The organism is Shewanella sp. FJAT-52076 (assembly GCF_019457455.1).
Lineage (GTDB): Bacteria > Pseudomonadota > Gammaproteobacteria > Enterobacterales > Shewanellaceae > Shewanella > Shewanella zhangzhouensis.
In genome coordinates this window covers 2,657,662-2,679,540 of record NZ_CP080415.1, presented here as the reverse complement: position 1 = coordinate 2,679,540, position 21,879 = coordinate 2,657,662, and the positions used below count along the sequence as shown (strand labels likewise).

At 52.2% G+C, this 21,879-nt stretch carries 20 protein-coding genes; 12 read left to right on the top strand and 8 right to left on the bottom strand.

Annotation, left to right across the window (positions count from 1 at the left end):
* The gene (locus K0H79_RS11665; RefSeq protein WP_220075909.1) at positions 1 to 1,542 is read left to right on the top strand and encodes a hypothetical protein; all 1,542 of its coding nucleotides are present in this window, start codon (positions 1 to 3) and stop codon (positions 1,540 to 1,542) included.
* Between the two features lie 71 nt (positions 1,543 to 1,613).
* On the opposite strand, the gene K0H79_RS11660 is transcribed toward K0H79_RS11665, so the two are convergent.
* Together K0H79_RS11660 and wecC are read right to left on the bottom strand one after the other, a co-directional pair.
* The gene (locus K0H79_RS11660; protein WP_220075908.1) at positions 1,614 to 3,044 is read right to left on the bottom strand and encodes an MOP flippase family protein; all 1,431 of its coding nucleotides are present in this window, start codon (positions 3,042 to 3,044) and stop codon (positions 1,614 to 1,616) included.
* Positions 3,045 to 3,090: 46 nt separating this feature from the next.
* A complete protein-coding gene (wecC, locus tag K0H79_RS11655; RefSeq protein WP_220075907.1) occupies positions 3,091 to 4,356 on the bottom strand; it encodes a UDP-N-acetyl-D-mannosamine dehydrogenase in 1,266 nt (421 codons plus the stop codon).
* A 268-nt stretch (positions 4,357 to 4,624) separates the two neighbouring features.
* Between wecC and rfbB the strand changes: the two genes are divergently transcribed.
* The 6 genes from rfbB (at position 4,625) to K0H79_RS11625 (ending at position 10,694) form a co-directional block, all read left to right on the top strand.
* Entirely contained in the window at positions 4,625 to 5,671 is a 1,047-nt protein-coding gene (gene rfbB, locus K0H79_RS11650; protein WP_220075906.1) for a dTDP-glucose 4,6-dehydratase, read from the top strand.
* Positions 5,672 to 5,725: 54 nt separating this feature from the next.
* The gene (gene rfbA / locus K0H79_RS11645) at positions 5,726 to 6,718 is read left to right on the top strand and encodes a glucose-1-phosphate thymidylyltransferase RfbA (protein WP_258405379.1); all 993 of its coding nucleotides are present in this window, start codon (positions 5,726 to 5,728) and stop codon (positions 6,716 to 6,718) included.
* A gap of 3 nt (positions 6,719 to 6,721) precedes the next feature.
* On the top strand, positions 6,722 to 7,627 hold the full coding sequence (gene rfbD / locus K0H79_RS11640; RefSeq protein WP_220075905.1) for a dTDP-4-dehydrorhamnose reductase: 906 nt from the start codon (positions 6,722 to 6,724) through the stop codon (positions 7,625 to 7,627).
* Positions 7,628 to 7,652: 25 nt separating this feature from the next.
* Positions 7,653 to 8,183: a dTDP-4-dehydrorhamnose 3,5-epimerase gene (rfbC, locus tag K0H79_RS11635; protein WP_220075904.1), complete on the top strand. Its 531-nt coding sequence runs from the start codon at positions 7,653 to 7,655 to the stop codon at positions 8,181 to 8,183.
* A gap of 104 nt (positions 8,184 to 8,287) precedes the next feature.
* The gene (locus K0H79_RS11630; protein WP_220075903.1) at positions 8,288 to 9,646 is read left to right on the top strand and encodes a UDP-glucose/GDP-mannose dehydrogenase family protein; all 1,359 of its coding nucleotides are present in this window, start codon (positions 8,288 to 8,290) and stop codon (positions 9,644 to 9,646) included.
* A 40-nt stretch (positions 9,647 to 9,686) separates the two neighbouring features.
* Positions 9,687 to 10,694, top strand: coding sequence for an NAD-dependent epimerase (locus tag K0H79_RS11625; RefSeq protein WP_220078151.1), 1,008 nt, complete (start codon positions 9,687 to 9,689; stop codon positions 10,692 to 10,694).
* Between the two features lie 55 nt (positions 10,695 to 10,749).
* Here the strand turns inward: K0H79_RS11625 and K0H79_RS11620 are convergent, their stop codons facing one another.
* Positions 10,750 to 11,277, bottom strand: coding sequence for a copper resistance protein NlpE (locus K0H79_RS11620; RefSeq protein ID WP_220075902.1), 528 nt, complete (start codon positions 11,275 to 11,277; stop codon positions 10,750 to 10,752).
* Between the two features lie 271 nt (positions 11,278 to 11,548).
* On the opposite strand from K0H79_RS11620, the gene K0H79_RS11615 reads away from it, so the two are divergent.
* From K0H79_RS11615 to K0H79_RS11595, 5 genes are all read left to right on the top strand, one after another.
* Positions 11,549 to 12,304 carry a phosphatase gene (locus K0H79_RS11615; RefSeq protein WP_220075901.1) on the top strand — a complete coding sequence of 252 codons (756 nt, stop codon included), beginning with the start codon at positions 11,549 to 11,551 and terminating at the stop codon, positions 12,302 to 12,304.
* Between the two features lie 238 nt (positions 12,305 to 12,542).
* Positions 12,543 to 13,334 (top strand): 3'(2'),5'-bisphosphate nucleotidase CysQ, encoded by a 792-nt coding sequence (cysQ, locus tag K0H79_RS11610; RefSeq protein ID WP_220075900.1) that lies wholly within the window; start codon positions 12,543 to 12,545, stop codon positions 13,332 to 13,334.
* 27 nt (positions 13,335 to 13,361) lie between these two features.
* Positions 13,362 to 14,261, top strand: coding sequence for a fructokinase (gene mak / locus K0H79_RS11605; protein ID WP_220075899.1), 900 nt, complete (start codon positions 13,362 to 13,364; stop codon positions 14,259 to 14,261).
* A 139-nt stretch (positions 14,262 to 14,400) separates the two neighbouring features.
* Positions 14,401 to 15,138, top strand: coding sequence for a YdcF family protein (locus K0H79_RS11600; RefSeq protein WP_220075898.1), 738 nt, complete (start codon positions 14,401 to 14,403; stop codon positions 15,136 to 15,138).
* Positions 15,135 to 15,827: a DUF2982 domain-containing protein gene (locus K0H79_RS11595; RefSeq protein ID WP_220075897.1), complete on the top strand. Its 693-nt coding sequence runs from the start codon at positions 15,135 to 15,137 to the stop codon at positions 15,825 to 15,827. Before K0H79_RS11600 ends, K0H79_RS11595 begins: the two co-directional genes overlap by 4 nt.
* Before the next feature lie 98 nt (positions 15,828 to 15,925).
* Here K0H79_RS11595 and K0H79_RS11590 read toward each other — a convergent pair whose 3' ends face one another.
* The 5 genes from K0H79_RS11590 to galE all read right to left on the bottom strand — a co-directional run bounded on the left by K0H79_RS11590 (position 15,926) and on the right by galE (position 21,877).
* Positions 15,926 to 18,193: an OmcA/MtrC family decaheme c-type cytochrome gene (locus K0H79_RS11590; RefSeq protein WP_220075896.1), complete on the bottom strand. Its 2,268-nt coding sequence runs from the start codon at positions 18,191 to 18,193 to the stop codon at positions 15,926 to 15,928.
* 155 nt (positions 18,194 to 18,348) lie between these two features.
* The gene (locus K0H79_RS11585) at positions 18,349 to 19,329 is read right to left on the bottom strand and encodes a LysR family transcriptional regulator (RefSeq protein ID WP_220075895.1); all 981 of its coding nucleotides are present in this window, start codon (positions 19,327 to 19,329) and stop codon (positions 18,349 to 18,351) included.
* A gap of 212 nt (positions 19,330 to 19,541) precedes the next feature.
* On the bottom strand, positions 19,542 to 19,958 hold the full coding sequence (locus tag K0H79_RS11580; RefSeq protein ID WP_220075894.1) for a polymer-forming cytoskeletal protein: 417 nt from the start codon (positions 19,956 to 19,958) through the stop codon (positions 19,542 to 19,544).
* Positions 19,959 to 20,340: 382 nt separating this feature from the next.
* Positions 20,341 to 20,838 carry a ferredoxin-type protein NapF gene (gene napF, locus K0H79_RS11575; protein WP_220075893.1) on the bottom strand — a complete coding sequence of 166 codons (498 nt, stop codon included), beginning with the start codon at positions 20,836 to 20,838 and terminating at the stop codon, positions 20,341 to 20,343.
* Positions 20,839 to 20,866: 28 nt separating this feature from the next.
* Complete coding sequence (galE, locus tag K0H79_RS11570) at positions 20,867 to 21,877, bottom strand: UDP-glucose 4-epimerase GalE (protein WP_220075892.1); 1,011 nt, start codon at positions 21,875 to 21,877, stop codon at positions 20,867 to 20,869.
* Positions 21,878 to 21,879 lie beyond the last annotated feature (2 nt).

Here is a 21,879-nt window from a genome sequence, read left to right as displayed (position 1 = left end):
GTGAAAGGAATCTATTTAGGCAGTGAAGATGGTCGTTTACAGTCCTGTGACGAGCTTTATAAAAATTATCGTGCCAAGGTAGGCTTTACACTTGGAAAGCGAAACGGCACTTTAGTCTACAATCCCAGGGAGTGGACTGAAATACCGATAGTTAAATTTCCTGGTTTTACTCTCGTCGTATCTGGATGGTTTATTTTTAAGGGGCAGTTGAATGCAGTGCACGCGTTGGCAGATTCATTGCTATCTCAAGGGGAGGCTGCACTGACCCATATTGATATGGGCGCTTTTCTGCTGTTGTGGCAACATGGTGATGAAGTTAAATTTGTCACTGATCGCTTCGGGTTACATCCTCATTTTATTGATAAAGCATCGACAAGTTTGAGACTCGCGCCTTCAGTAAAGGCCCTCTTTACCGAGTCCCACCCACAAGACCCGCTATTGGCTGAGGTGTTGGCTAAGCGTCAGCACCTGTTTGGTAATTTTACTCTCTATAAAGGCATTGAGCGCCTAGAGCCTGGTGCCGTTACAACAATTCAACATATCGACGAGTTAGTTGCGTCAAATACCGGAGTCAAGTTTTATCATCAGTTTGATGCTGCACAGGTACCCATAGAAGATTTACACACCTTGGTGGGTAAGATAGCTTCTTGCTGGCCGAAAAGTGAACGACTAGCCCCCATCAGTGCCGGTTTGGATTCGCGTTTTTTGCTGGCGCATGCTGAGTTTGGGAATGGATTCACCTATGGGCCGGAAGGTGCACCAGAGCGTAACGTTGGGGAAAGTTTTAGTCATCTGTATGAAAATTATCTCGGTTATGACTATTTAACTCCCACCTCAACAGACTTAATGACCAGTGCTGCAGAGGAAATATGCTTTGGTCAAATGGAACCTGTAAAGCGACTGATTGGCAATTATCTGTACATAGCTTCTCAGTTTGAAAATGCCAAAGTTTTCTTTGACGGTTATCTGGGCGATACATTGCAGCGCGGTACTTATATTAACTTTAAAGGTCCACTTGGGGAATTTTTTAAACTCTTTCCCTGGATTTATAGACTGGGTTTTTCGGCAGCATGGTTGTTGCGAAAACGCTATGCTAACTTGAGTGAAGCTGCTTTTGAGCTATTGCTTGCTGACTTTTCAGCGCGTACCCGTGATTTACCCCTGGACGATTATCAAAAGCTGACCTGGTATGAGTTTATATATGGACGGGGTAGTCGATATATTGTCGGTGGCAGTAATTTAATGGTGTCACAACTGTTTACCAGTGTTTGCTTTTTCACCCACAATCAGGTATTCGACAGCCTTATTACTCAGGATTTCACCAAGGCCGTTAGCTACCGCTTGTTAAAGCCGCTTTGGCAACGTGCTCCGGATAAGTTCAGGCAAACAGCCACCGAATCAGGCTACAGCCCTTCAACTCCGCCGATGTTCATTCCTGTGACTCAATTATTGTATCGGCTGGCATTTCATTTAATGCCCGGACGGGCCAATTATGGCGTGGCGCTTAAACGTCAGGCAAAGCAGAAAGGTGCAAAAAACTAAGCTAACCTCAGATAATCAGTGACGTATTGCGCGGTTTTGTGGCAATACGTCGACAGAAGCAAAGTCTGTGGTTAGCAGGCTAGGCCCTTGCGACGGTACCATACCCACAGTTGACATGCTGCGTAGCACAGAGCGCCTGCAATGATTTGTAGCCCTAAGGCGAGCAGTGGTGACAAAGCCAATTGGTCCGACAGCCTTTGTATCAGCATTACTAAAGCCACCATCACCAGACCACAAAGCAGCGGACCGATAAAGGGGCGGGCAAAAGCCTTTGCACTGAGGCTAACCAGTGGCCTGACCATGATGAGATACCACAGCGGCAGTAACCCCAGATGCAACCAGCCAAGTGCCGCTGCGGCGCCGGGACTGCCTGCCATTATCGCGCCTGTCAGCACCGCAAAAGGGGTGCAAAGAGCGACGATGAGTTGCCATTGCAACACCTTGGCCGATTGTCCTGCCGCAATTAAAAAGCTGATGCCATTCAGGGTAATGCAGTAGCAAAATGCGAACAGGCATAACCATTGGACTATCGAGGCGGATTCAAGCCATTGTTCACCCAACAAAGTGGGGATCAACTGTGGGCTGACTACCGCAAGCCCCAAAAACACGGGAGTGTTTATTACGGCCTGTATAGTCAGTGTTTGCCGGTAGCCGTTCCCGAGGTCTGTGGCCGAATCCTTAATCCTTGCCAGCAGTGGCAGGGCGACCCGGCTGATAATAGGTGTGAGTCGCAGTACTGGTTGAATTACCACGTTAAAGGCCATCGCGTAATAACCCAGCGCCTGTTGGCCAAGCAGCCCACCCACAATCAATTGGTCGGTGCGGCTGCTGGTAAAATTGAGCAGGTTTCCACCCAAGAGATGGCAGGCAAATTTCAGCTGTGCTCTGATGGATGCGAAATGAAAGACCGCTTTTATACGGCTGCCTTGCCGGAAGGCAAACACGAATAACGTGCCAGACAAAACAGAACAACGGGTGAGAAAACCAAGTACCAACGCCCAAATGCCGTAATCACACATGACCAGACTGATGGCGATGACGGTTCCGGACAATGCGCCAAAGACCTCTGCCAGTGCAACAGCTCTGAAATTCAGATTTTTTTGCAGGTATGCACCAAACTGACCACCTGAGGCGTTAATAATAAAAGCCAGCGTTATCACCGGAAGCAGATTGGCGAGCGCCGGATCAAATAGCCAACCCTCCCCAAGCAGGTAAACAAGGTTACAAGTTATGTACATGGCGACGGCGGCGAGCAGTGAAAACCAGTACAGAGAACTGCTTTGTACCGCTGACAGTGTTTTCTCCTGAACAATGACCTGGTTTAGCCCCAATTGGGTTTGAAGGTCTGCAAACCCCACAACCAACATTAATATTGCCAGCAAACCGAAGGTTTCGGGAGGTAACAGCCTTGCCAGTACCAGCATTTGTATCATCTGGAACGAAGTACTGAGTACCGTGGACGCCGTTGTCCATTTTGCGCCGGATATTGCGTGTTGTTTCATCTGTGATTAAAAAAGCAGGGCGAACCCTGCTTTCAATTTCTCCGGATTAGCGCCAAATACCTTTGGTATCAACCAATAACTTGTTTTGGAGCAGTGCTTTGTCCAATAATTTGAACTCTTTATGGTCTACCAGCAGTACTATAATATCGGCAATATTGAGTGCGGTGTCTGTCTCAATAAGTTCTACCCTGTTAACAAGGGCGGCTGGCAATGACTCGATATTGGGCTCTACTACCAATACCTGTACAGGTAGCTCTTTGGTTAATGCGCTGGTAATTGCCATTGCGGGGCTTTCACGCAGATCATCAATATCGGGTTTAAAAGCCAGACCAAAACAGGCCAGTTTAATATCAGCGGCATTGCGCTGAGGATTTGCCAGCAAAAAGTCGGTGATAGTGGTCTTGATTTTTCCAATTACCCATTCAGGTTTACTATCATTGACTTCCCGCGCAGTACGGATAAGCCGTGCTTCCTCTGGGGTTTTGGAGACAATAAACCATGGGTCAACCGCAATGCAGTGGCCGCCCACACCGGGACCCGGTTGGAGAATGTTGACCCTGGGATGACGGTTGGCAAGGCTGATAAGCTCCCACACATCTATATCCAACTTATCACAAATCAGTGATAACTCATTGGCAAAGGCGATACTCACATCCCGCGATGAGTTTTCTGTCAATTTCGCCATTTCTGCTGTGCGGGCGTTGGTGATAATACATTCCCCCTCAACAAAAATACGATACAAATCGACACAACGAGCTGAGCATTTGGGGGTCATGCCGCCAATTACCCGGTCGTTGGCGACCAATTCACGGACAACATGTCCGGGAAGCACTCTCTCTGGGCAGTGGGCAAGATTGATGTCGGCATCTTCTCCATGGGTTTGAGGGAAACTCAGATCTGGGCGTGCCGCAGAGAGCCACTGTGCCATTTGCTCAGTTGTACCCACTGGCGAAGTACTTTCGAGGATGATTAAATCACCTTTTTTCAACACGGGCGCAATGGCGTGGCAAGCCGACTCGATGTAAGTCAGGTCTGGCTGGTATTCTTCCTTGAATGGGGTAGGCACAGCAATCAGAAACGCATCGGCGGGTTCGGGGGTCGTAACGGCTTTTAAATGTCCGCTTGCTACGGCTCGACTGACAATGGCGTCCAGTTCAGGCTCGACAATGTGGATTTCTCCACGGTTGATGGTATCAACAGCATGTTGGTTGATATCAACACCTATCACATTGATTTTTCTCGAAGCGAACATGGCTGCGGTAGGCAAACCAATATACCCTAAACCAATAACCGAAATGGTTTTGAACGGCATGCGTTAAGTCCTGTTTTTCGTGGCTTTAACCACAGAAGTTAAATCAAATCAGCCAGAGGCTATTGGTGGCCTCGGCACTCAGGCGGGACATTCTATCCAGAACCGGTGACAAGCTCAATCGAACCGTATTGAAAGTACTACTTGTTCTTAGGAAATTTGGCTGATGTAGTGTTTTGGTGTTTAGACGCTTGTTTGGCCTCTCGTTTAGCGGTGCATATTCCTGTCCCAGAACGCTATAATGCGGCAATACGTAGTTTTAGAGTGTGATATGAAACTGTTAATTACCGGGGGTTGTGGATTCATCGGCTGTGCCTTGATAGGGCAAGCTCTTGGTGTTGGGTTTGCCGTAGTCAATCTTGACAAGCTGACTTATGCAGCTAACCCCGACGACTTAACCAAGCTGGTTCAGAAGTTATCACAACCCGGTCAGTATCAATTTGTTGAGGGAGACATAGCTGACTCTGTGCTTTTGGCACAGTTGTTCGCTCAGTACCAACCGGATGCTGTCATCCACCTGGCTGCAGAGAGCCACGTCGACAATTCCATTACTGGCCCTGCAGAATTTATTCAAACTAATGTGGTCGGCACTTACAGTTTGCTTGAGGCCGCCCGACACTACTGGCAGGATTTGGCTGAGTGCAAAAAGACTGGGTTTCGTTTCATTCATGTCTCGACCGATGAGGTATTTGGCGACTTGGAACAGTCTGAACGCAATGCAGCGTCTCGCTCGTTCAACGAGTCTACTGCTTACGCTCCCAGCTCCCCTTATTCAGCCAGTAAGGCAGCAAGCGACCATCTTGTTCGAGCCTGGCATCGTACATACGGTTTACCAGTGATAGTGACTAATTGCTCAAATAACTTTGGTCCGTTTCAACACAGAGAAAAATTGATTCCTCGCATCATTGAGGCTGCATTATCTGCTCAGCCAGTCCCTGTCTATGGCGATGGCAAGCAGGTGAGGGACTGGTTATATGTAGATGATCACGCAAGTGCATTGTTAACAGTGCTTAATGGCGGTGAGATTGGTGAAACCTATTGTATCGGTGCCAATAATGAGTCAACCAATCTTGATCTTGTGACGCGAGTTTGCGACCTACTTGAAGTATTGGTTCCGGTAAAGCCGCAAGGTGTGGCCCATTTTCAGGAGCTCATTTGTTTTGTTTCAGATAGGCCAGGTCATGACAGACACTACGCTATTGATGCCAGTAAAATTTCCAAAGAGCTCGGCTGGAAACCGCAGGAGACTTTTGAATCGGGACTGCGAAAAACTGTTGAGTGGTACGTCGAGCAATTTCAAAACAAGAGTGTTCTTTAACATTCATGCAGTTGCTTACACTAGGCCCAGGCATCATCAATTGAGGCGGTTGGCATGAAAGGCATTATCCTGGCGGGCGGGACCGGCAGCAGGCTTTATCCCATTACCCGCGGCGTATCCAAACAGTTGTTGCCCGTGTACGACAAACCCATGGTGTACTATCCATTGTCGGTGCTCATGCTTGCCGGCATTCGCGACATTCTGCTGATATCCACGGCAAGTGACCTTGCCGGTTTCCAATCTTTGCTCGGTGATGGCTGTGGCCTTGGCATTCGCATCAGTTATGCCGTTCAATCCAAACCTGAAGGGATAGCCCAGGCATTTTTAATCGGTGAAGACTTTATCGGTACTGACAAGGTTGCCCTCATCCTGGGTGACAATATTTTCTACGGCCAAAGCTTTTCCAGGCAGCTGCAGCAGGCCGTGAATTGCTCTCGCGGTGCTACGGTGTTTGCCTACCATGTGACGAATCCCGAGCGATTTGGGGTGGTGGAGTTTGATAACACAGGTCGTGCTGTCAGCATTGAAGAAAAGCCTTGCGAGCCAAAGTCCCATTATGCAGTCACCGGCTTGTATTTTTACGATAATCAGGTCATTGAAATTGCCAAAAGCCTTACACCTTCGGCCCGCGGAGAGCTTGAAATAACCGACATCAATAATGCGTATCTGGCAGCCAACCAATTACAGGTGAGTGTGCTTGGGCGGGGCTTTGCCTGGTTGGATACAGGTACCCACGATGCGCTGATGGAAGCAGGGCATTTTGTGCAAACCATTGAAAAGCGCCAAGGTCTGAAGATTGCGTGTCTTGAAGAAATCGCCTATCGCCAGGGCTGGATATCGACAGAGACCTTGCTGCAGCACGCAAACGCGCTTAGTCAGAGCGGCTATGGAGACTATTTACAGCAGCTGGTCGATTTGGGCGATCCTCAAGCGCACGTTAGCTTTGGCAACGATAATCTGAGGCCCGACGTTCGTGGTCCTAATGTTGATGACTCTGATGTTGGTGCCCCTGATTCCAGTGGCTCTGATACCGTGAGCGGTGACTGAGTCATGAAGGTTGTGATTTTTGGGGCCAACGGTCAGGTAGGGCGCGCATTGCTGGCATCCAAGCCACCGGATTGGCAAATACTGGCGCCAGCCAAAAATGAAGCGGATTTTTTGCAGCCACAGTCGATAGCGGACTATCTGCTGCTTAACTCGCCTCAGTTGGTAATCAACTGCGCCGCTTATACGGCAGTAGATAAGGCTGAAACAGACCCCGAGCAGTGTGTTCGCATAAATGCCAGCGCTTGCGAGCAACTCGCCAGGGCGGCAGCCGCGGCTGATGCCGTGCTGATACATCTTTCTACCGATTACGTGTTTGATGGTCTCCTCGACCGTCCATATCGCGAAGAGGACTCGCCAGCGCCCTTGTCTGTTTATGGGCAATCCAAGTGGTTGGGGGAGCAATCCATCGCCGCCAACTGTGCCAAACATCTTATTGTCAGAACATCCTGGTTTTTTGACGCCGACAGTAACAACTTCGTCAATACCATGCTGCGTTTGGCCGCATCCAAGTCAGAGCTTCGGGTCGTAGCGGACCAAGTTGGGGGGCCGACGCCTGCATCTGAGCTGGCCCGGGTGATTTGGCACCTTGCCCGGCAATCGGTGGAGAGAAATGGCCCTTGGGGCGTCTATCACTTTTCCGGCCAGCCCTTTATCAGTTGGTATGAGTTTGCCACGAGCATTCTGACTGAGGCATACAGGCTCGGCGCCATCGACCGAATGCCAAAAGTAACTCCTATCAGCGCCAGTGAGTTCGGCTCCCCTGCGCAGAGGCCAGCAAACTCGAGGCTCGATTGCTATAAAATCAAAGCATTATATGGAGTTTCCGCCGCAGACTGGCAGTGTGAGTTAGGTAAAATCCTGGAAGCCAAGGCCAGGGCCGTGAACTCAGCTACAAACCCTGGCAGTTAATCTTTTTACATCGCAGGAGCAATTCATGCAGGTGTTAACCACTGCCATTAATGAGGTAAAGCTAATCATCCCCAAGGTGTTTGAGGATGAACGGGGATACTTTTTCGAAAGCTGGCAGCAGCAGCGTTTTGCCCAGTTAGTCGCGCCTGTCTCCTTTGTACAGGACAATCAATCCTTGTCCCAAAAGGGCACCCTAAGGGGGCTTCATTGGCAGGAAGAGCATCCCCAGGACAAGCTCATTTCAGTATTGTCGGGCGCTATTTTTGATGTGGCCGTCGATATTCGTCCCGAATCGCCCACCTATGGCAAATGGGTGGGGGAAACGCTCTCTGCAGAAAATCACAGGCAACTCTTTATCCCCAAAGGTTTTGCCCACGGCTTTTATGTGTTGTCAGAAACGGCCATCGTCAGTTACAAGTGCAGTGACTTCTATCATCCCGAGGCCGAGCGCAGTATACGGTGGGACGACCCAACTCTCGCAATTCAATGGCCAGTTCAGGGGCTACCCTTGCTGTCAGTGAAAGACGCCGGGGCACAACTTTTCCAACCTCGCTGATTTTTCTGCAACGAGGGCGCTAGTATTCGTTTTTTGGGGCTTGTCATATGCTTACTGAAATTCGTATGGCATGCTTACTTTTTTGAGAAGTAGTAGGAACACCGATGAAAGTCACAGTGTTTGGTGTAGGTTACGTTGGTTTGGTTCAGGGTGCAGTGCTTGCCGAAGTCGGTCATGATGTTCTGTGCGTGGACATAGACGCAGCCAAGATTGAGCGCCTCAATAAAGGTCAGATCCCGATTTATGAGCCAGGTCTCGAAGCCTTGGTAAAGGAACAAACTGCCCATAAGCGTTTGTCATTTTCTACCGATCCCATTGCCGGTGTTGCCCATGGTGAGGTGCTTTTTATCGCTGTGGGTACGCCCCCGGATGAAGATGGCAGCGCTGACCTGGCCCATGTGCTGGCGGTGGCGAAAGACATTGGGCTGCACATGTTTGACCCCAAAATTGTGGTCAACAAAAGCACAGTACCTGTGGGCACGGCCGATAAGGTGCGGGACACCATTGCGGCTGAATTGGTCTCAAGGGACTTGAATATCTGTGTGGATGTAGTCTCCAACCCTGAGTTTCTCAAAGAAGGGGCAGCTCTTGATGACTGCCGCCGACCTGATCGCATCATTGTGGGAAGCGATTCACAGGACGCCCAGGACGTGATGCGGGAGCTTTACGCGCCCTTTAACCGCAATCACGACCGCATGATTTTTATGGATGTGCGCAGCGCCGAGCTGACAAAGTATGCGGCCAACTGCATGCTGGCCACCAAAATTTCCTTCATGAATGAGATGGCGAATATCGCCGAGCACCTTGGCGCCGATATCGAAATGGTGCGTAAGGGGATCGGTTCAGATCCGCGCATCGGTTATCAGTTTATCTACCCCGGTTGTGGTTATGGGGGCTCCTGTTTCCCTAAAGACGTTAAAGCCTTGGTGAAAACCTCCGAAAAAATTGGCGTTGACGCTCGGGTGCTCAAGTCAGTTGAAGCGGTTAATCTCAAGCAAAAGCAGCGTTTACCGGAATTGGTGAAACAGCACTTTGGCGAAGACTTATCCGGGCTGGTGTTTGCGCTTTGGGGACTGTCGTTTAAACCCCAGACCGATGATATGCGTGAGGCGCCAAGTCGGGTGGTCATTGAGGCGATTATCGCAGCAGGCGGCGCAGTGCAGGCGTTTGACCCCGAAGCCATGGCTGAAGCACAGCGCATTTATGGTGTACGCGACGAGCTTAAGCTGCTTGGCACCAAGGAAGCGGCGCTCAGTGGCGCAGATGGTCTTATCGTGTGCACCGAGTGGTCGAGTTTCAGGGCGCCGGACTTTAATGAAATCAAACGTCTGCTCAAGCAGCCGGTGATTTTTGATGGCCGCAACCTGTACGACCCTGCACGGCTTGAAACCAAGGGTATTGCCTATTACGGCATTGGCCGTGGTCGGTCGGTAAAACATCCTGATGTGCGCAAGGTACTTTGATGATTTATGGCAGTGTAAGGGGAATTAAGTGATCCACTCCATGAAAGTGTTGGTAACAGGGGCGGCGGGCTTTATCGGCGCTGCCGCATGCAACAGGCTGCTTGCCGAGGGGCATCAGGTGTATGGCATCGATAATCTCAATGATTACTACGATGTCTCATTGAAGCAGGCGAGGTTGGCCGCTCTTGAATCTCATACCCACTTTCAGTTTCAGAAAATGGAGCTTGCCGACCGCGGGGCGATTGTAACGCTTTTCGATACCTTAAAGCCCGATTGGGTGCTGCATCTTGGTGCTCAGGCCGGGGTGCGCTACTCCATCGATAATCCCCATGCCTATGCCGATGCCAATTTGGTGGGGCACCTCAATATTCTCGAGGGTTGCCGCCAAAGCGGGGTAAAGCATCTGGTATATGCTTCATCCAGCTCTGTGTATGGGCTGAATAAAAAGCTGCCCTTTGCCACCAGTGACTCTGTCGACCATCCGGTGTCCCTCTACGCGGCCACCAAAAAAGCCAACGAGCTGATGTCACACAGTTACGCCCACCTTTATGGCGTGCCCTGCACAGGGCTGCGTTTTTTTACCGTCTATGGCCCCTGGGGCAGGCCGGATATGGCGCCCATGCTGTTTGCCAGGGCCATCATGGCGGGTGAGCCCATCAAGGTGTTTAATCAGGGCGATATGAGCCGCGACTTTACCTTTATCGACGATATCATTGAAGGGGTGGTGGGTGTGTTGCCGCTGCCGCCCGCAGTATCGCCAGGTTGGTCGGTGGAAAGCGGCAAAAGCTCGGAGAGTTCGGCGCCGTACCGGGTGCTCAATATCGGCCACGGAAGCCCTGTGTCTTTGATGCACTTTATTGAAACCCTCGAAAATGCCCTCGGCCGTAAGGCTATCAAGCAGTTTTTGCCGATGCAGGATGGCGATGTGAAAGCCACCTGGGCGGATACTGAGGACTTGTTTGCGATCACCGGCGTACGCCCGAAGGTCGCAATTGAAGAGGGGGTAAAGGGCTTTGCTGACTGGTACTTGGGCTACTTTAATCCCTGAACCACCCACATAAAAAACGCGCCTCTGGGCGCGTTTTTGCTTCTTGGCTACAGCCTTACAGCTGTTTGCCGAGGCGATAGTGGTCAGCAAGGGCGCCCGTGATGCGCTTGCCGTCACGGTCCAGCATAAACAGCTGATTTTCACCTACCTGATACCAGGCGCCGCTTTCAAGTTGGATAGCGCCGCCGCTGGCGTTCCAGCGGAAACTGCCACGCTCTTCAAATACCTCTGGCTCGGCTCCGGCTTCTTGCTCACCCAGATACTGAGTCTCGAGCAGATAAGTACCATCACTATTGAGCACCAGGCGGGTGTTGATGCCTTCACAGCTGGTGCAGGGAACCACGCCTTCATAGCTGCCGGGCCAATCCAACGAAGTACGACTGCTGTCGCCTGTGGGCAGGGCATCTTTGGCGTAGTCGTTCTGTGGCTTTGCGGAGGTATTCCCTTTATCTGATGATGGCGTTGCTGCTTGCAAAGCTTCAGTCTTTTGTGGAGCTTCCGCTTGAGCTGGAGCTTCAGCCTGAGAACAGGCCAGCAAGGGCAGTGTCAGTAAGAATCCGGATAGGAGTTGGGGTAATTTCATGGCAGCTTCAGGGTTAAAACACAGTGCCAACCAGCATACAAGATACAAAACTCAGGGTGAAGCTGACTTTATTGTCTGTGGACAAGGGCATATGTGTCCTGTTGCTGTTTGCGCTGTTGGGGCGCGCTATGGAGATTGTCGTTATTTTAGACACCAGGCTGTTGTTATGTTGGCTTCATGAACAAAAGCCACGTAGTAAAAACAGCCTGGTGTCTCGAAAGTCACTGCAAAACGCTGTTAAAGTGGTCCAAAAGATGCTGAGGAGGAATCTATGCAGTTTCCGGTCGATACCCATACCCACACAGTGGCATCCACCCATGCCTACAGTACCATCCATGATTATCTGGCAGTGGCGAAGGAAAAGGGCATTCGCCTCTTTGCCACCACGGATCATGGCCCGGCCATGAAAGATGCACCGCATTTCTGGCATTTTGTGAATTTACGCGTGCTGCCGCGGGTTTGGCATGGGGTGGGAATTCTGCGGGGTATCGAAGCCAATATCATGAATGACAAGGGCGAAATCGATTATTTCGGTGAGTATCTGTCCGAGCTCGATTTGGTGCAGGCTGGCTTTCACGAACCTGTATTTGCGCCAAGTGATAAACTGACCCACACCCGCGCCATGATTGCCACTATGGAGTCGGGGCTGGTGGATATCATTACCCACCCGGGCAATCCGGCATATCCCATTGATATCAAAGCTGTAGTCGGCGCTGCCAAGGCGTGCAATGTGGCGCTGGAAATCAACAACTCGTCCTTTACTGCATCCCGTAAAGGCAGTGAAGAGAATTGTCTTGCCATTGCCAGGATGGCAGCCAAATTAGACGCTCAGCTCGTCATGGGGTCAGATGCCCACGTTGCATTTGATTTGGGGGGATTTGACCGCTCGCTTGCCATTGTGGATGCCGCCGATTATCCCCGCCAGCGACTATTAAATGAGAACCCAATGGCGTTGCTGCACTTTCTGCAGCTACGTGGCCATCAACACCTCGATGAACTTATCCGCTATTTCAGGCCGGTTCTCTGAACTCGCAGTTTGATGGTGCTGCCAGACCTTGCCGCCGGATATGGCGGCCGGGCCACCCGTGTTTGCCGTGAATACGAATGCACAGCCACTGGCAACCCTTTTCTCAAAGCAGGTGCTGCCTTAGTATCTTTGGCACTGAATTTAACGAAATTGTTATTATTTCCTGCCCGGTGCCGATGGCATAATGGCGGTTTTTGCTTGGCCAGAAAATCACGGACCGCATAGCGCAGGAGGATATATGACATTGGTGGCATTGGATAAAACGACACTGGATAGACTGGGGCAGATTGCCCGTCAGGCCGGTGCGGCCATAATGGCAGTGTACGGGCAGGATGACGTGGCAGTGATCCAAAAAAGCGACGACAGCCCGGTGACTGCCGCTGATTTGGCCAGCCATACCGTGATAATTGAGCAGCTCGCTGAGGCCTTCCCGCACACGCCAGTGCTGTCCGAAGAGGCCGTCATCGATTGGGAAAGCCGTCGTCAGTGGCAGGAGTACTTCCTTATCGATCCCCTCGATGGCACCAAGGAGTTTATCAAGCGCAACGGTGAGTTCACCGTCAATATTGCACTGGTGAGAGATGGCGTTGCCGTGGCTGGTGTGGTGTTTGCGCCTGTGCTGGATACCTGTTATCTCGGTGCAAATGGACTCGGTGCCTGGCTTGAGCGTCAGGGTGAGCATCTGCCATTGCAGGGCTGCGCACAAAAACGCGAGGTTCCCGTGGTGGTTGGCAGTCGCTCACATCAGTCTGCCGAGATGGCGGGTTATCTGGATGAGCTTGGCGACCATGAGCTTCTCAGCGTTGGCAGCTCGCTTAAGTTTTGTATGCTTGCCGAAGGGCGGGCCGACCTGTATCCCCGACTGGGGCCAACCAGTGAGTGGGATACGGCAGCCGCTCAGGCGGTGCTGGAGAGCGCCGGGGGCAGGGTGGTGGTGTATGGGGAAACCAACCCACTGGTTTACAACAAAAAAGAACAGCTTCTTAATCCCTGGTTTATGGCAACTGCGCCGGGATGGAACGGTGATTAACAGCTCAGGCTGAAGTGGAGAAAGCAGATGATGCGAATGGGGGTGGATCTCGGTGGCACCAAGATTGAGCTGGTGGCATTGGGTGAAGATGGCAGTGAGCTTTTCCGCAAGCGTATTGCTACACCAAGAGAATATCAGGGCACTCTGAATGCGGTGGTGACCCTGGTAAATGAAGCCGAGGCCACGCTGGGCACCAAGGGTAGCCTTGGTATTGGCATTCCCGGTGTTATTTCTCCCTATACCGGGCTGGTGAAAAACGCCAACTCGACCTGGATTAATGGTCATCCCCTCGACCGCGACCTGGGGGCATTACTTAACCGGGAAGTGCGGGTCGCCAACGATGCCAACTGTTTTGCAGTGTCTGAGGCCGTGGATGGCGCAGCTGCCGGGAAACGCGTGGTATTTGGCGCGATTTTAGGCACAGGTTGCGGCGCCGGGCTTGCCTTCGATGGCCGGGTGCATGAAGGCGGCAACGGCATTGGTGGTGAGTGGGGCCATAACCCCTTGCCCTGGATGCGCCCCGATGAGTTCAATACCACTGAATGCTTTTGCGGCAACAAAGATTGTATCGAGACCTTTGTTTCTGGCACCGGCTTTGTGCGTGATTTCAGGGCCAGTGGCGGCACAGCCCAAAATGGCGCGGAGATCATGTCTCTGGTAGATGCCGGTGACGAGCTCGCCAATCAAGTGTTTGACCGCTATCTGGACCGGTTGGCCCGCGCACTCGCCCATGTGATCAATATGCTCGACCCCGATGCCATTGTGCTTGGCGGCGGCATGTCCAATGTGCAGGCTATTTATGCCCGGTTGCCAGCCATTCTGCCCAGGTATGTGGTGGGCCGAGAGTGTCGCACCCCTGTGGTACAAAACCTCTATGGCTGCTCCTCCGGTGTCCGCGGCGCCGCGTGGCTGTGGGAAAAGCGCTGATCCGGGTATCGCTGCTCCCCATCCATCACACAGAAAACGCCTTGTCCGCTTTCATGCCGGCAAGGCGTTTTTTCAGGTAGCCACAACTTCTCTCCTTGGGTAAGCTCTTGCCTCATCCGCGTTAAGGCAATATTTATCCATGTTTTTACTTAAAAAGATCCTCTCTCTGCTGGTGATGCCCATTCCACTTTTGGTGCTGGTGTTGCTGTTGGTGTTTTTGCTGTGGCGACGACGCGTTCTGGCACGGTCACTCCTGATGTTTTCCATCGCGGCGTTGGTGTTTTTATCGTCCACTTTCGGCAGCAATTTGCTGATTACACCGCTCGAGAAGCGCTACAGCGCCAACCCAAGGCCTATTGTGGGCGATTGCGTGGTGTCGGTTCTCGGTTCCGAGCATGATGATGCCATCCACGGCAGCGCAGTGCAGCAGTTGTCACCGGTGGCGCTTGCCCGTCTGACGGAAGGTCTTAAACAAATGTCACTGGGACAGGATTGCACCCTCATCGTGAGCGGCTATCGCAGTGACTTCAATCGTTTGGCCCATGCAGAGGTGATGAAGCTGGCAGCGATGGAGCTTGGGGTGCCCGAGGTGCAGATAATTGCCTTGCCCCTTGCCAGGGACACGCTGGAAGAGGCGCGGCAGATTAAGGCGTTGGGGCTGGACGTGCCCATAAGACTTGTCACCTCAGCAGCCCATATGCCAAGGGCTATGGCCATGGTTGCCCACGAGGGCCTTACTGCAGACGCAGCCCCCACCGACTTTACCGCGCGTCAATCCACCTGGTGGCGACTCAATGCCGACGCTTTGTACAGTTCGCAAAAGGCCATTCATGAATATGTTGGCACCCTGTGGTTTGAGTTGAGGTACGGAGCATGACAGAGCAAAACAACGGGCATTTTTCCATCGTCGCAGCCACCAAGCGCAACGGCATCACCTTAACGTTAATAAGTGCGCTGCTGTTGTGTGTTTCGCTGATAATTTTTATCGCTGCCAGACACTGGTTTGGCCCGGGATTGGTGCTCTTCACTCTCGGTGCAGTGGGCCTGGTGCTGGGGTATGCCAAGGTGTCGCAGCCTCCAGAGTCTCTCAAAGGCGACGCTGAGGGATTGGTGTTTTTTCACCGCAGAGGGCAATATCGGCTCGAGTGGGAGAACATTCAGCGCATCGATGTGCCCCGCGTCAGCCAGGGATTGGACAGTTTGGACCTGCCTTTTATCGGCATTAAAGTGAAAAAAATCAATCCGGTGCTTGATTGTATCTCCCCCAGGCTCGCCACCGGGCTTTTATCCGAGCAGCGCCCGTTATTGATGACGGCCGCCGCACAGGACGACACTCTCGAGTCCCTCGAAACCCAGCTTGGCGCCGAATTTACCCCCTTGCTCACCCATGGCGAGCGGTATCGCGGCGTACTGGCGATGTTTGGTCATCGCTGCCTGCTGCTGGATAAGCAGCTTGGCTATCACCTCTATATCCCCGCCGATGCCCTGGATGATGAGCCAGTGATTGTTGCCAGAAGGCTCAGGGAGTTCAAAGCGCTGCAACTCAGCCACAGTAATCAGCCTTAGCAATCAGCCATAGCAATCAGGAATGAAAACGGGGGCCCGAAGGCCCCCGATGGGTTTGCAGAGAACTGGGCTTTGCAGGGCAGCCCTAAGGTACCCTCTTAGTGAGAGGCCTCTGCGTGCACCTTATCAATACCGTAAGCTTTACCTTCTGCGTGACAGGTGGCGCAGCTTTCTACCGGCAGATTGCTGGTGGTAGCAGGTTCACCCTGAACGTAAGCACCATTGCTCTTGAAGTGGGCCAGTGCGGCGCCATCTGAGTGAGCGTGGCAAGTACGGCAGGCTTCGGCCACTGGGGTAATGTACTCTGTGGAGGAGACCTGAATTGAACGCTTACCTGAGGTTAAACCACCGTCGTTGGCGAAGAACTGTGCATCGTCTTTGTGACATACGCTGCAGTCTGTCGCTGGGGCTGGGTAACCGGCAGTTTCCATGTTTTTATCGAGGTAAATGCCACCACCGAATGTTCCAGAGTGGAAACGGTGTGCAACTGTCACCAGATCGCGGTTGCTGTAGGTTAACCCTTCAACAGGTGCCATTATTGGATTACCATCGGCATCAACTTCGCCAGTGTTGTATTCAACATTGCCATGGTATGAACCAGGGTATCTATTGTTGTGACAATCCATACACTGGGTAAACTCGCTCACACCGTGGCGTGGTGCCTTAATGTGAGTGAGGTTGTTGTGACAGCTGTTACATTTGGCTTCGCTCACGGTGACGCGGTCCAAGTCGCTCATTCGTGCTTGCAGCGCTGCCGCGTCCGGATCATCCAGGTTGTAGTATTTAACATGGGCGCTGGCAGATACTTCTGTGTAGTCGCCATTGGCACACATCACGGCTTTACCGCCCGCTCCGCATACCATCACTTCTGCAGTCACGTAGAGAGAGCCTGTCAGACGCGAAGACGTGAAGCTCTTGGTCGTTGTCAGGATACCACCTGTCATTGCTACGCCATTGACAGGCATGCCCAATCCACGTATTGGATTGCCTTCTGTGTCAACATTACCAATTAGCAGACCAGTAGACAGACGTGGCATGTAAGGATCCAGCATAGTGCCATCGGCAGGTGTTGCACCATTAATAGTCACCTTGGTTTTTACTGTGAGTGCGCTTGTGCCGTCGCCATTGTCTGTCACTGTCACACCTTGGAAATCAAGCACGACTTGCTCTTGCTCAATTGCCCTGTTGCCTACCTTGTGCGCAATCGCTGGGCTCAAGCTGCCACTGGAGTGACAGGATTTACACTGGGTATCGTCGGCTTGTGCCAGGTCGAAATCAGAGTGGCCTTCACCGGTTTCAAAGTTAACGTTGATGTGACAGCCAACGCACGCCTGACGGTACAGGTTATTGCTCCAGGAAGGACCGTTGTTGTGACAGCTGGTACATTCACGCAGCTCGCCTGGGAAACCCAGTTCACCGAAGTATTCTTTGGCTTCGCCAGAGAGGAAGTCGCTGATATGGTGTCCGGCGTGGAGACGGTGGATCATGGGGCCGAAATCAAACAGCCAGCCTTCGGCGAGCTGATCTTCATCGGGTTGGTTGTCGGGGTTGTGGCAGGCGATACAGTTTTCCACACTTTGATAGTTGTGGTGTGCTTCAATTTTGGCAATACGGCCGTCCACGTTGCCGTGACAGCTGATACAGGCTGCGTCGGTCACTGTGTCTTTACCGGTGGCTTCAACAATGGCACCCGTGGCTGGCACGTAGTCCAGTCTGTCAGAGAGCACCTTGTCAGCCAATGTAGTGCCGCCGCTGTCTTTGACGTTGTATGCTCGCAGGAACAGGCGGTGGGTAGCATTGAGATCATCATTGGGATTCATGATGGGCGCAGCACCGTCATGGGTCCAGGTACCTGTATATGTGCCGGGCTCGTCGGCATCCTCCACCAGAGTACAGGCATTACCGGTTTGTCCACGGGAGCTATAGGTGCCAGTAAGCGTACAGTACATGGAAGATCCCAGGTCCTGCACCATGGCATTGTTCACCCATTCCAGTGGTGCGCCGCTACCAGAGCTGTTGGCCGCCAGGGTCATTGAATACAGAGAAACCATGTCCAGCCCAGAGAAGGGGACTGAACTGCCTTGAGCGTTTTTGCCCATGGCTTTAAATTTAATCGCAAAGTCACCTGAGCCAGCCACATTGATGTCGGCTGGGAGTATTTCGAAAGTCACATCTACGGCTTTATCTGCACTGGTTACGAACGAGCCGGCTGGGGTACCTGGTTTACCAGGTTCGCCTGGGGTACCGGGAGTGCCCGGAGTACCAGGTGCGCCGTCCTGACCATCTTTACCGTCGCCGCACGCGGTAAGGGTCAGAGCACTTAGGAGTGCTATCGTCAGCAGTGATCTGTTGTAGTTTTTCATCATCGCGTCCCTTTATAGCCTTTAAGACTGCTATTGCAGTATTTCCACTATAGGACGATGAATATATATATAAAGTGGTAGTTGCGAGTCTGTTTCAAATGTGTGAAACAGGCTTTCAAACTCTTATTTGTGAATTTCGATTTGGGTAATTGGTAATTTTAGATGCTGAAATTTACCGGATGTTCTTCCGTTACCAACCCCAATGTGAGGGAGATAATGTGCAGCAGTTTTTCCCTGTCGTCTGGGCTGTATCTGCGGTGGTGGGCTGGCTTTTCGATTAGGTAAAGGCCGGGTACGGCGGAACCGCTGTGCAGACGGGAAATTTCCTTTGCAGACAGATGTTTGACTTCGACACCCGGCAAGGCATTCAGTAATCCCCATTCCAACGGCGAGGCAAATGCCAGGCTGTGTTGGCACAGGAGATGACCAAACCACTCTTCTTTATCCGACACCCGCAGCACCGTGGGTGGAACCAAGCCTTCCCTGTGGCAAAACAGCTCCAGTGGGTCAACTTTATCGTTGAATCCGGGGTAGTTCATACACAGAAACGGATATTCGCAGATGTGTTCAAGGCAGATATCGGTATGTTGCCAAATCGGGTGATTGGCCGCTCCGACAAGACAAAGCCCTGGGGCGTCGCAAAGGCGTTCATAACTGAGCTCTGTGTGTGGTTCAGGCGCCAAAGCCAGGCCCAAATCCAGTTCGCCGGCATGTATTCTATCGGCTGTATTTTCCTGCCAATGATGTAACACCACCGAAGGGCAAAGCCCTTCTCTGCGGTTGAATTCCAACGCCAGAGTCGTGAGGATCCCGGAGCTGACGGCAAGGTCGAATATCTGACACTCTTGCCTGTGGAATGCCTGATGGTCTTTAAGCTGCATGCCAAGGAGATTAATACCGTCGGTAAGCTCGCGAATGGCAGGATAGATCTGCTCTGCCAGCGGCGTTGGTCTGAAGCCCTGTTGACGGCGATAAAAGAGCTCATCGGCAAAGATAAGTCGTAAGCTGGCGAGTGCCCGGCTGACCTTTGGGGCAGACACATCCAATTGCCGGGCCGCGATGTTGGCGTGCCCGGTCTCGAAGATGGCGCGAAAGAGCAGCAGTGAGAAAATATCGAGCTCTGCCAGTTGTTTATCCAAAGGCTTATTCATCGAGAGCAAAAAAGAGGGTGGTTGATGCAATTACACTAGCAAAGCTTGCTGACGGTGGCTTTGATAAATGTCATGTTTTTAACAATCACTTAACTTTGTGCGAAAGGGGAGCAAAAAACGCGGCCAGTGCCGCGTTTGAGTGAATACAACATTTTAAGAAGCGAGTGTCAGCACCTTGCCTTGATAAGGCTGGATGTCAATCAAGCGGTTTCCTGACGCAGCAGTACCTGAGACTCTTTCCGGTTGTCGGTTTTTTGGGCTTCAAGCAGTTCGCCGCTCATGCTTTCGCGGGTCCTGAATCCCACAAACTGGCCGCCTTCGAAGATTTCCATGCGGTCACATTTGACCTCTCCCTCAACCGTGCCGCCACCGGCAATGATGAGCTTTTCACAGAAGAGTTTACCTTTGAATTGCCCGGACACTTTAAGCTCGGTGCATTTCAGCACCCCGTCAATAACTCCACCCGGTTCAATGGTTATCTTGTTGAGAGCTTCAACGTTGCCCAGAAGTTCACCGCCAATGAGGGCGTCGCCCTCGAAACGGGTTTCGCCACTGAGGCGGGTGCCGGGAGAAATGAAAGTCAGGCCAGCGCTGGATTTAGTATTTTTTCCAAACATAGTTCTGGAGGTAATTCCGAAGTATGAGAAATTTGTTTGATGGATGTTACTCCCGATTTGCGCCAGTGCAAACCACTAATATTTGGCGCTTATGTCAGAAATTTGGCTCAGATCTCCCTTCTTAGCCGTCGGTTTACACCGACAACACCGAGGCGATGTTTGGCGATGGCGCGTCGCTGCGACCAAGTGGCTTGAGCGGGCGGGAGTGGTGGAGCGGGAAAATGGGATAAGGGGAATTGGGGATTAGGAGATTAAGGGAATAGGGGATTAGGGGATTCAGTCCGAACCATCGACATGTCCCGGTGCTAATCACCCTTTCCCCATTTTTAACCAAGGCGTTACCTCAAAGTGTGTAATCGCCCTGACCAGCTTTTAGCGGAGCCTACTGAGGAGTGGCCTGGGGTTTTATCATCACAATGGCATCGGCTGGGCAGGGAGCCACGCAGGCGCCGCAGCCGGTACAGGCATCGAGCAATAATTCCGGCGTGGGGGCACGACCCAGAGTCGGCGTGAAGCGGATGGCACTGGCATCGCAGGCATCTTTGCAGCTTTGGCACCAGATGCCCCTGTGAGCGAGGCACGACTCCTGGATGCTGGCTACGAGTGTCCACGGTGGGGACTTATCGAGGGCAAAGATGGGCTCGGGGCAGACTTTGGCGCATTCCCCGCAGAAGGTGCACTCGGCGTTGTCGAAGTTAACTTCGGGGAATCCCGCTTCTCCCTTGACGATGATCTTCGTCTCACACACAGTTATGCAGTCGCCGCAGCGGCTGCACAGATCGGTAAACTCCACATCATCGCGCACAAAAGGAGGTCGCAGGGCGTTGTCCTTGCGGCGGCTGAAGAGTCGGCGGCGACTTAAATTAATGTTCTCATTCATAGGCAAAAGGCCCCGGAGGGCCTGAATCTTATCGATAACCGTTGGGATTGCCGGACTGCCAACGCCAGCTGCTGGCGGCCATCTCGTCCACTGAGAGCTGTGCTTTCCAGCCCAGTTCCAGGGTGGCTTTGCCGGGATCAGCATAACAGGCGGCGATGTCGCCGGGGCGTCGTGGGGCTATTTCATAGGGCACGGCTTTGCCCGAGGCTTTTTCAAAGGCCTTGACCATATCCAGTACGCTGTAGCCCTGACCCGTGCCCAGATTGTAGGTGACCAGACCCGGTTGGATTCTCAGCTTTTCAAGGGCTTTCAGGTGGCCGTCTGCCAGGTCTACCACGTGGATATAATCCCGCACGCCCGTGCCATCATGGGTGGGGTAGTCATTGCCAAAAATTGACAGTTTTTCCCGTTTGCCTACGGCAACCTGGCTGATAAAGGGCATCAGGTTGTTGGGGATGTCATTGGGATCTTCGCCAATCAGCCCGCTTTCATGGGCACCCACCGGATTGAAATAGCGCAAGCGGGCGATATTCCAGCTGGGATCCGAATGGTGCAGGTCGGCCAGAATATGCTCCACCATCAGCTTGGACTGGCCATAGGGATTGGTTGCACCTGTGGGGAAGTCCTCAGTGATGGGTAGGCTGGCCGGATCGCCATACACGGTGGCCGAAGAGGAAAACACCAGCTGTTTCACGTTAAATTCGGCCATTACCTGGCAAAGTACCAGGGTGCCGGTGACATTATTTTCATAATAGCGCAGTGGCTGGGCAACCGATTCGCCGACAGCCTTGAGGCCGGCAAAGTGGATTACTGCATCTATGTCATTATCCATAAAGATTTTTTTGAGCAGGGGCTTATCGAGAATATCCCCCTGCACAAAGGGCACCGCCTGTCCCGTGATCTGTTCGACCCGGTTCAGTGCTTCGACACATGCATTGGATAGGTTGTCCAGAACCAACACTTCCATACCGGCCTGCTGCAGGGCCACCACTGTGTGGGTACCTATGTAGCCGGCACCGCCGGTCACCAAAATCGTCATCC

What these genes read in the sequence shown, in the direction of transcription:
- K0H79_RS11660 (WP_220075908.1), bottom strand. Translation starts at nt 3,044, where the DNA reads ATGAAACAACACGCAATATCCGGCGCAAAATGGACAACGGCGTCCACG.
- wecC (WP_220075907.1), bottom strand. Translation starts at nt 4,356, where the DNA reads ATGCCGTTCAAAACCATTTCGGTTATTGGTTTAGGGTATATTGGTTTG.
- rfbB (WP_220075906.1), top strand. Translation starts at nt 4,625, where the DNA reads ATGAAACTGTTAATTACCGGGGGTTGTGGATTCATCGGCTGTGCCTTG.
- rfbA (WP_258405379.1), top strand. Translation starts at nt 5,726, where the DNA reads ATGAAAGGCATTATCCTGGCGGGCGGGACCGGCAGCAGGCTTTATCCC.
- rfbD (WP_220075905.1), top strand. Translation starts at nt 6,722, where the DNA reads ATGAAGGTTGTGATTTTTGGGGCCAACGGTCAGGTAGGGCGCGCATTG.
- rfbC (WP_220075904.1), top strand. Translation starts at nt 7,653, where the DNA reads ATGCAGGTGTTAACCACTGCCATTAATGAGGTAAAGCTAATCATCCCC.
- K0H79_RS11630 (WP_220075903.1), top strand. Translation starts at nt 8,288, where the DNA reads ATGAAAGTCACAGTGTTTGGTGTAGGTTACGTTGGTTTGGTTCAGGGT.
- K0H79_RS11625 (WP_220078151.1), top strand. Translation starts at nt 9,687, where the DNA reads ATGAAAGTGTTGGTAACAGGGGCGGCGGGCTTTATCGGCGCTGCCGCA.
- K0H79_RS11620 (WP_220075902.1), bottom strand. Translation starts at nt 11,277, where the DNA reads ATGAAATTACCCCAACTCCTATCCGGATTCTTACTGACACTGCCCTTG.
- K0H79_RS11615 (WP_220075901.1), top strand. Translation starts at nt 11,549, where the DNA reads ATGCAGTTTCCGGTCGATACCCATACCCACACAGTGGCATCCACCCAT.
- cysQ (WP_220075900.1), top strand. Translation starts at nt 12,543, where the DNA reads ATGACATTGGTGGCATTGGATAAAACGACACTGGATAGACTGGGGCAG.
- mak (WP_220075899.1), top strand. Translation starts at nt 13,362, where the DNA reads ATGATGCGAATGGGGGTGGATCTCGGTGGCACCAAGATTGAGCTGGTG.
- K0H79_RS11600 (WP_220075898.1), top strand. Translation starts at nt 14,401, where the DNA reads ATGTTTTTACTTAAAAAGATCCTCTCTCTGCTGGTGATGCCCATTCCA.
- K0H79_RS11595 (WP_220075897.1), top strand. Translation starts at nt 15,135, where the DNA reads ATGACAGAGCAAAACAACGGGCATTTTTCCATCGTCGCAGCCACCAAG.
- K0H79_RS11590 (WP_220075896.1), bottom strand. Translation starts at nt 18,193, where the DNA reads ATGATGAAAAACTACAACAGATCACTGCTGACGATAGCACTCCTAAGT.
- K0H79_RS11580 (WP_220075894.1), bottom strand. Translation starts at nt 19,958, where the DNA reads ATGTTTGGAAAAAATACTAAATCCAGCGCTGGCCTGACTTTCATTTCT.
- napF (WP_220075893.1), bottom strand. Translation starts at nt 20,838, where the DNA reads ATGAATGAGAACATTAATTTAAGTCGCCGCCGACTCTTCAGCCGCCGC.
- galE (WP_220075892.1), bottom strand. Translation starts at nt 21,877, where the DNA reads ATGACGATTTTGGTGACCGGCGGTGCCGGCTACATAGGTACCCACACA.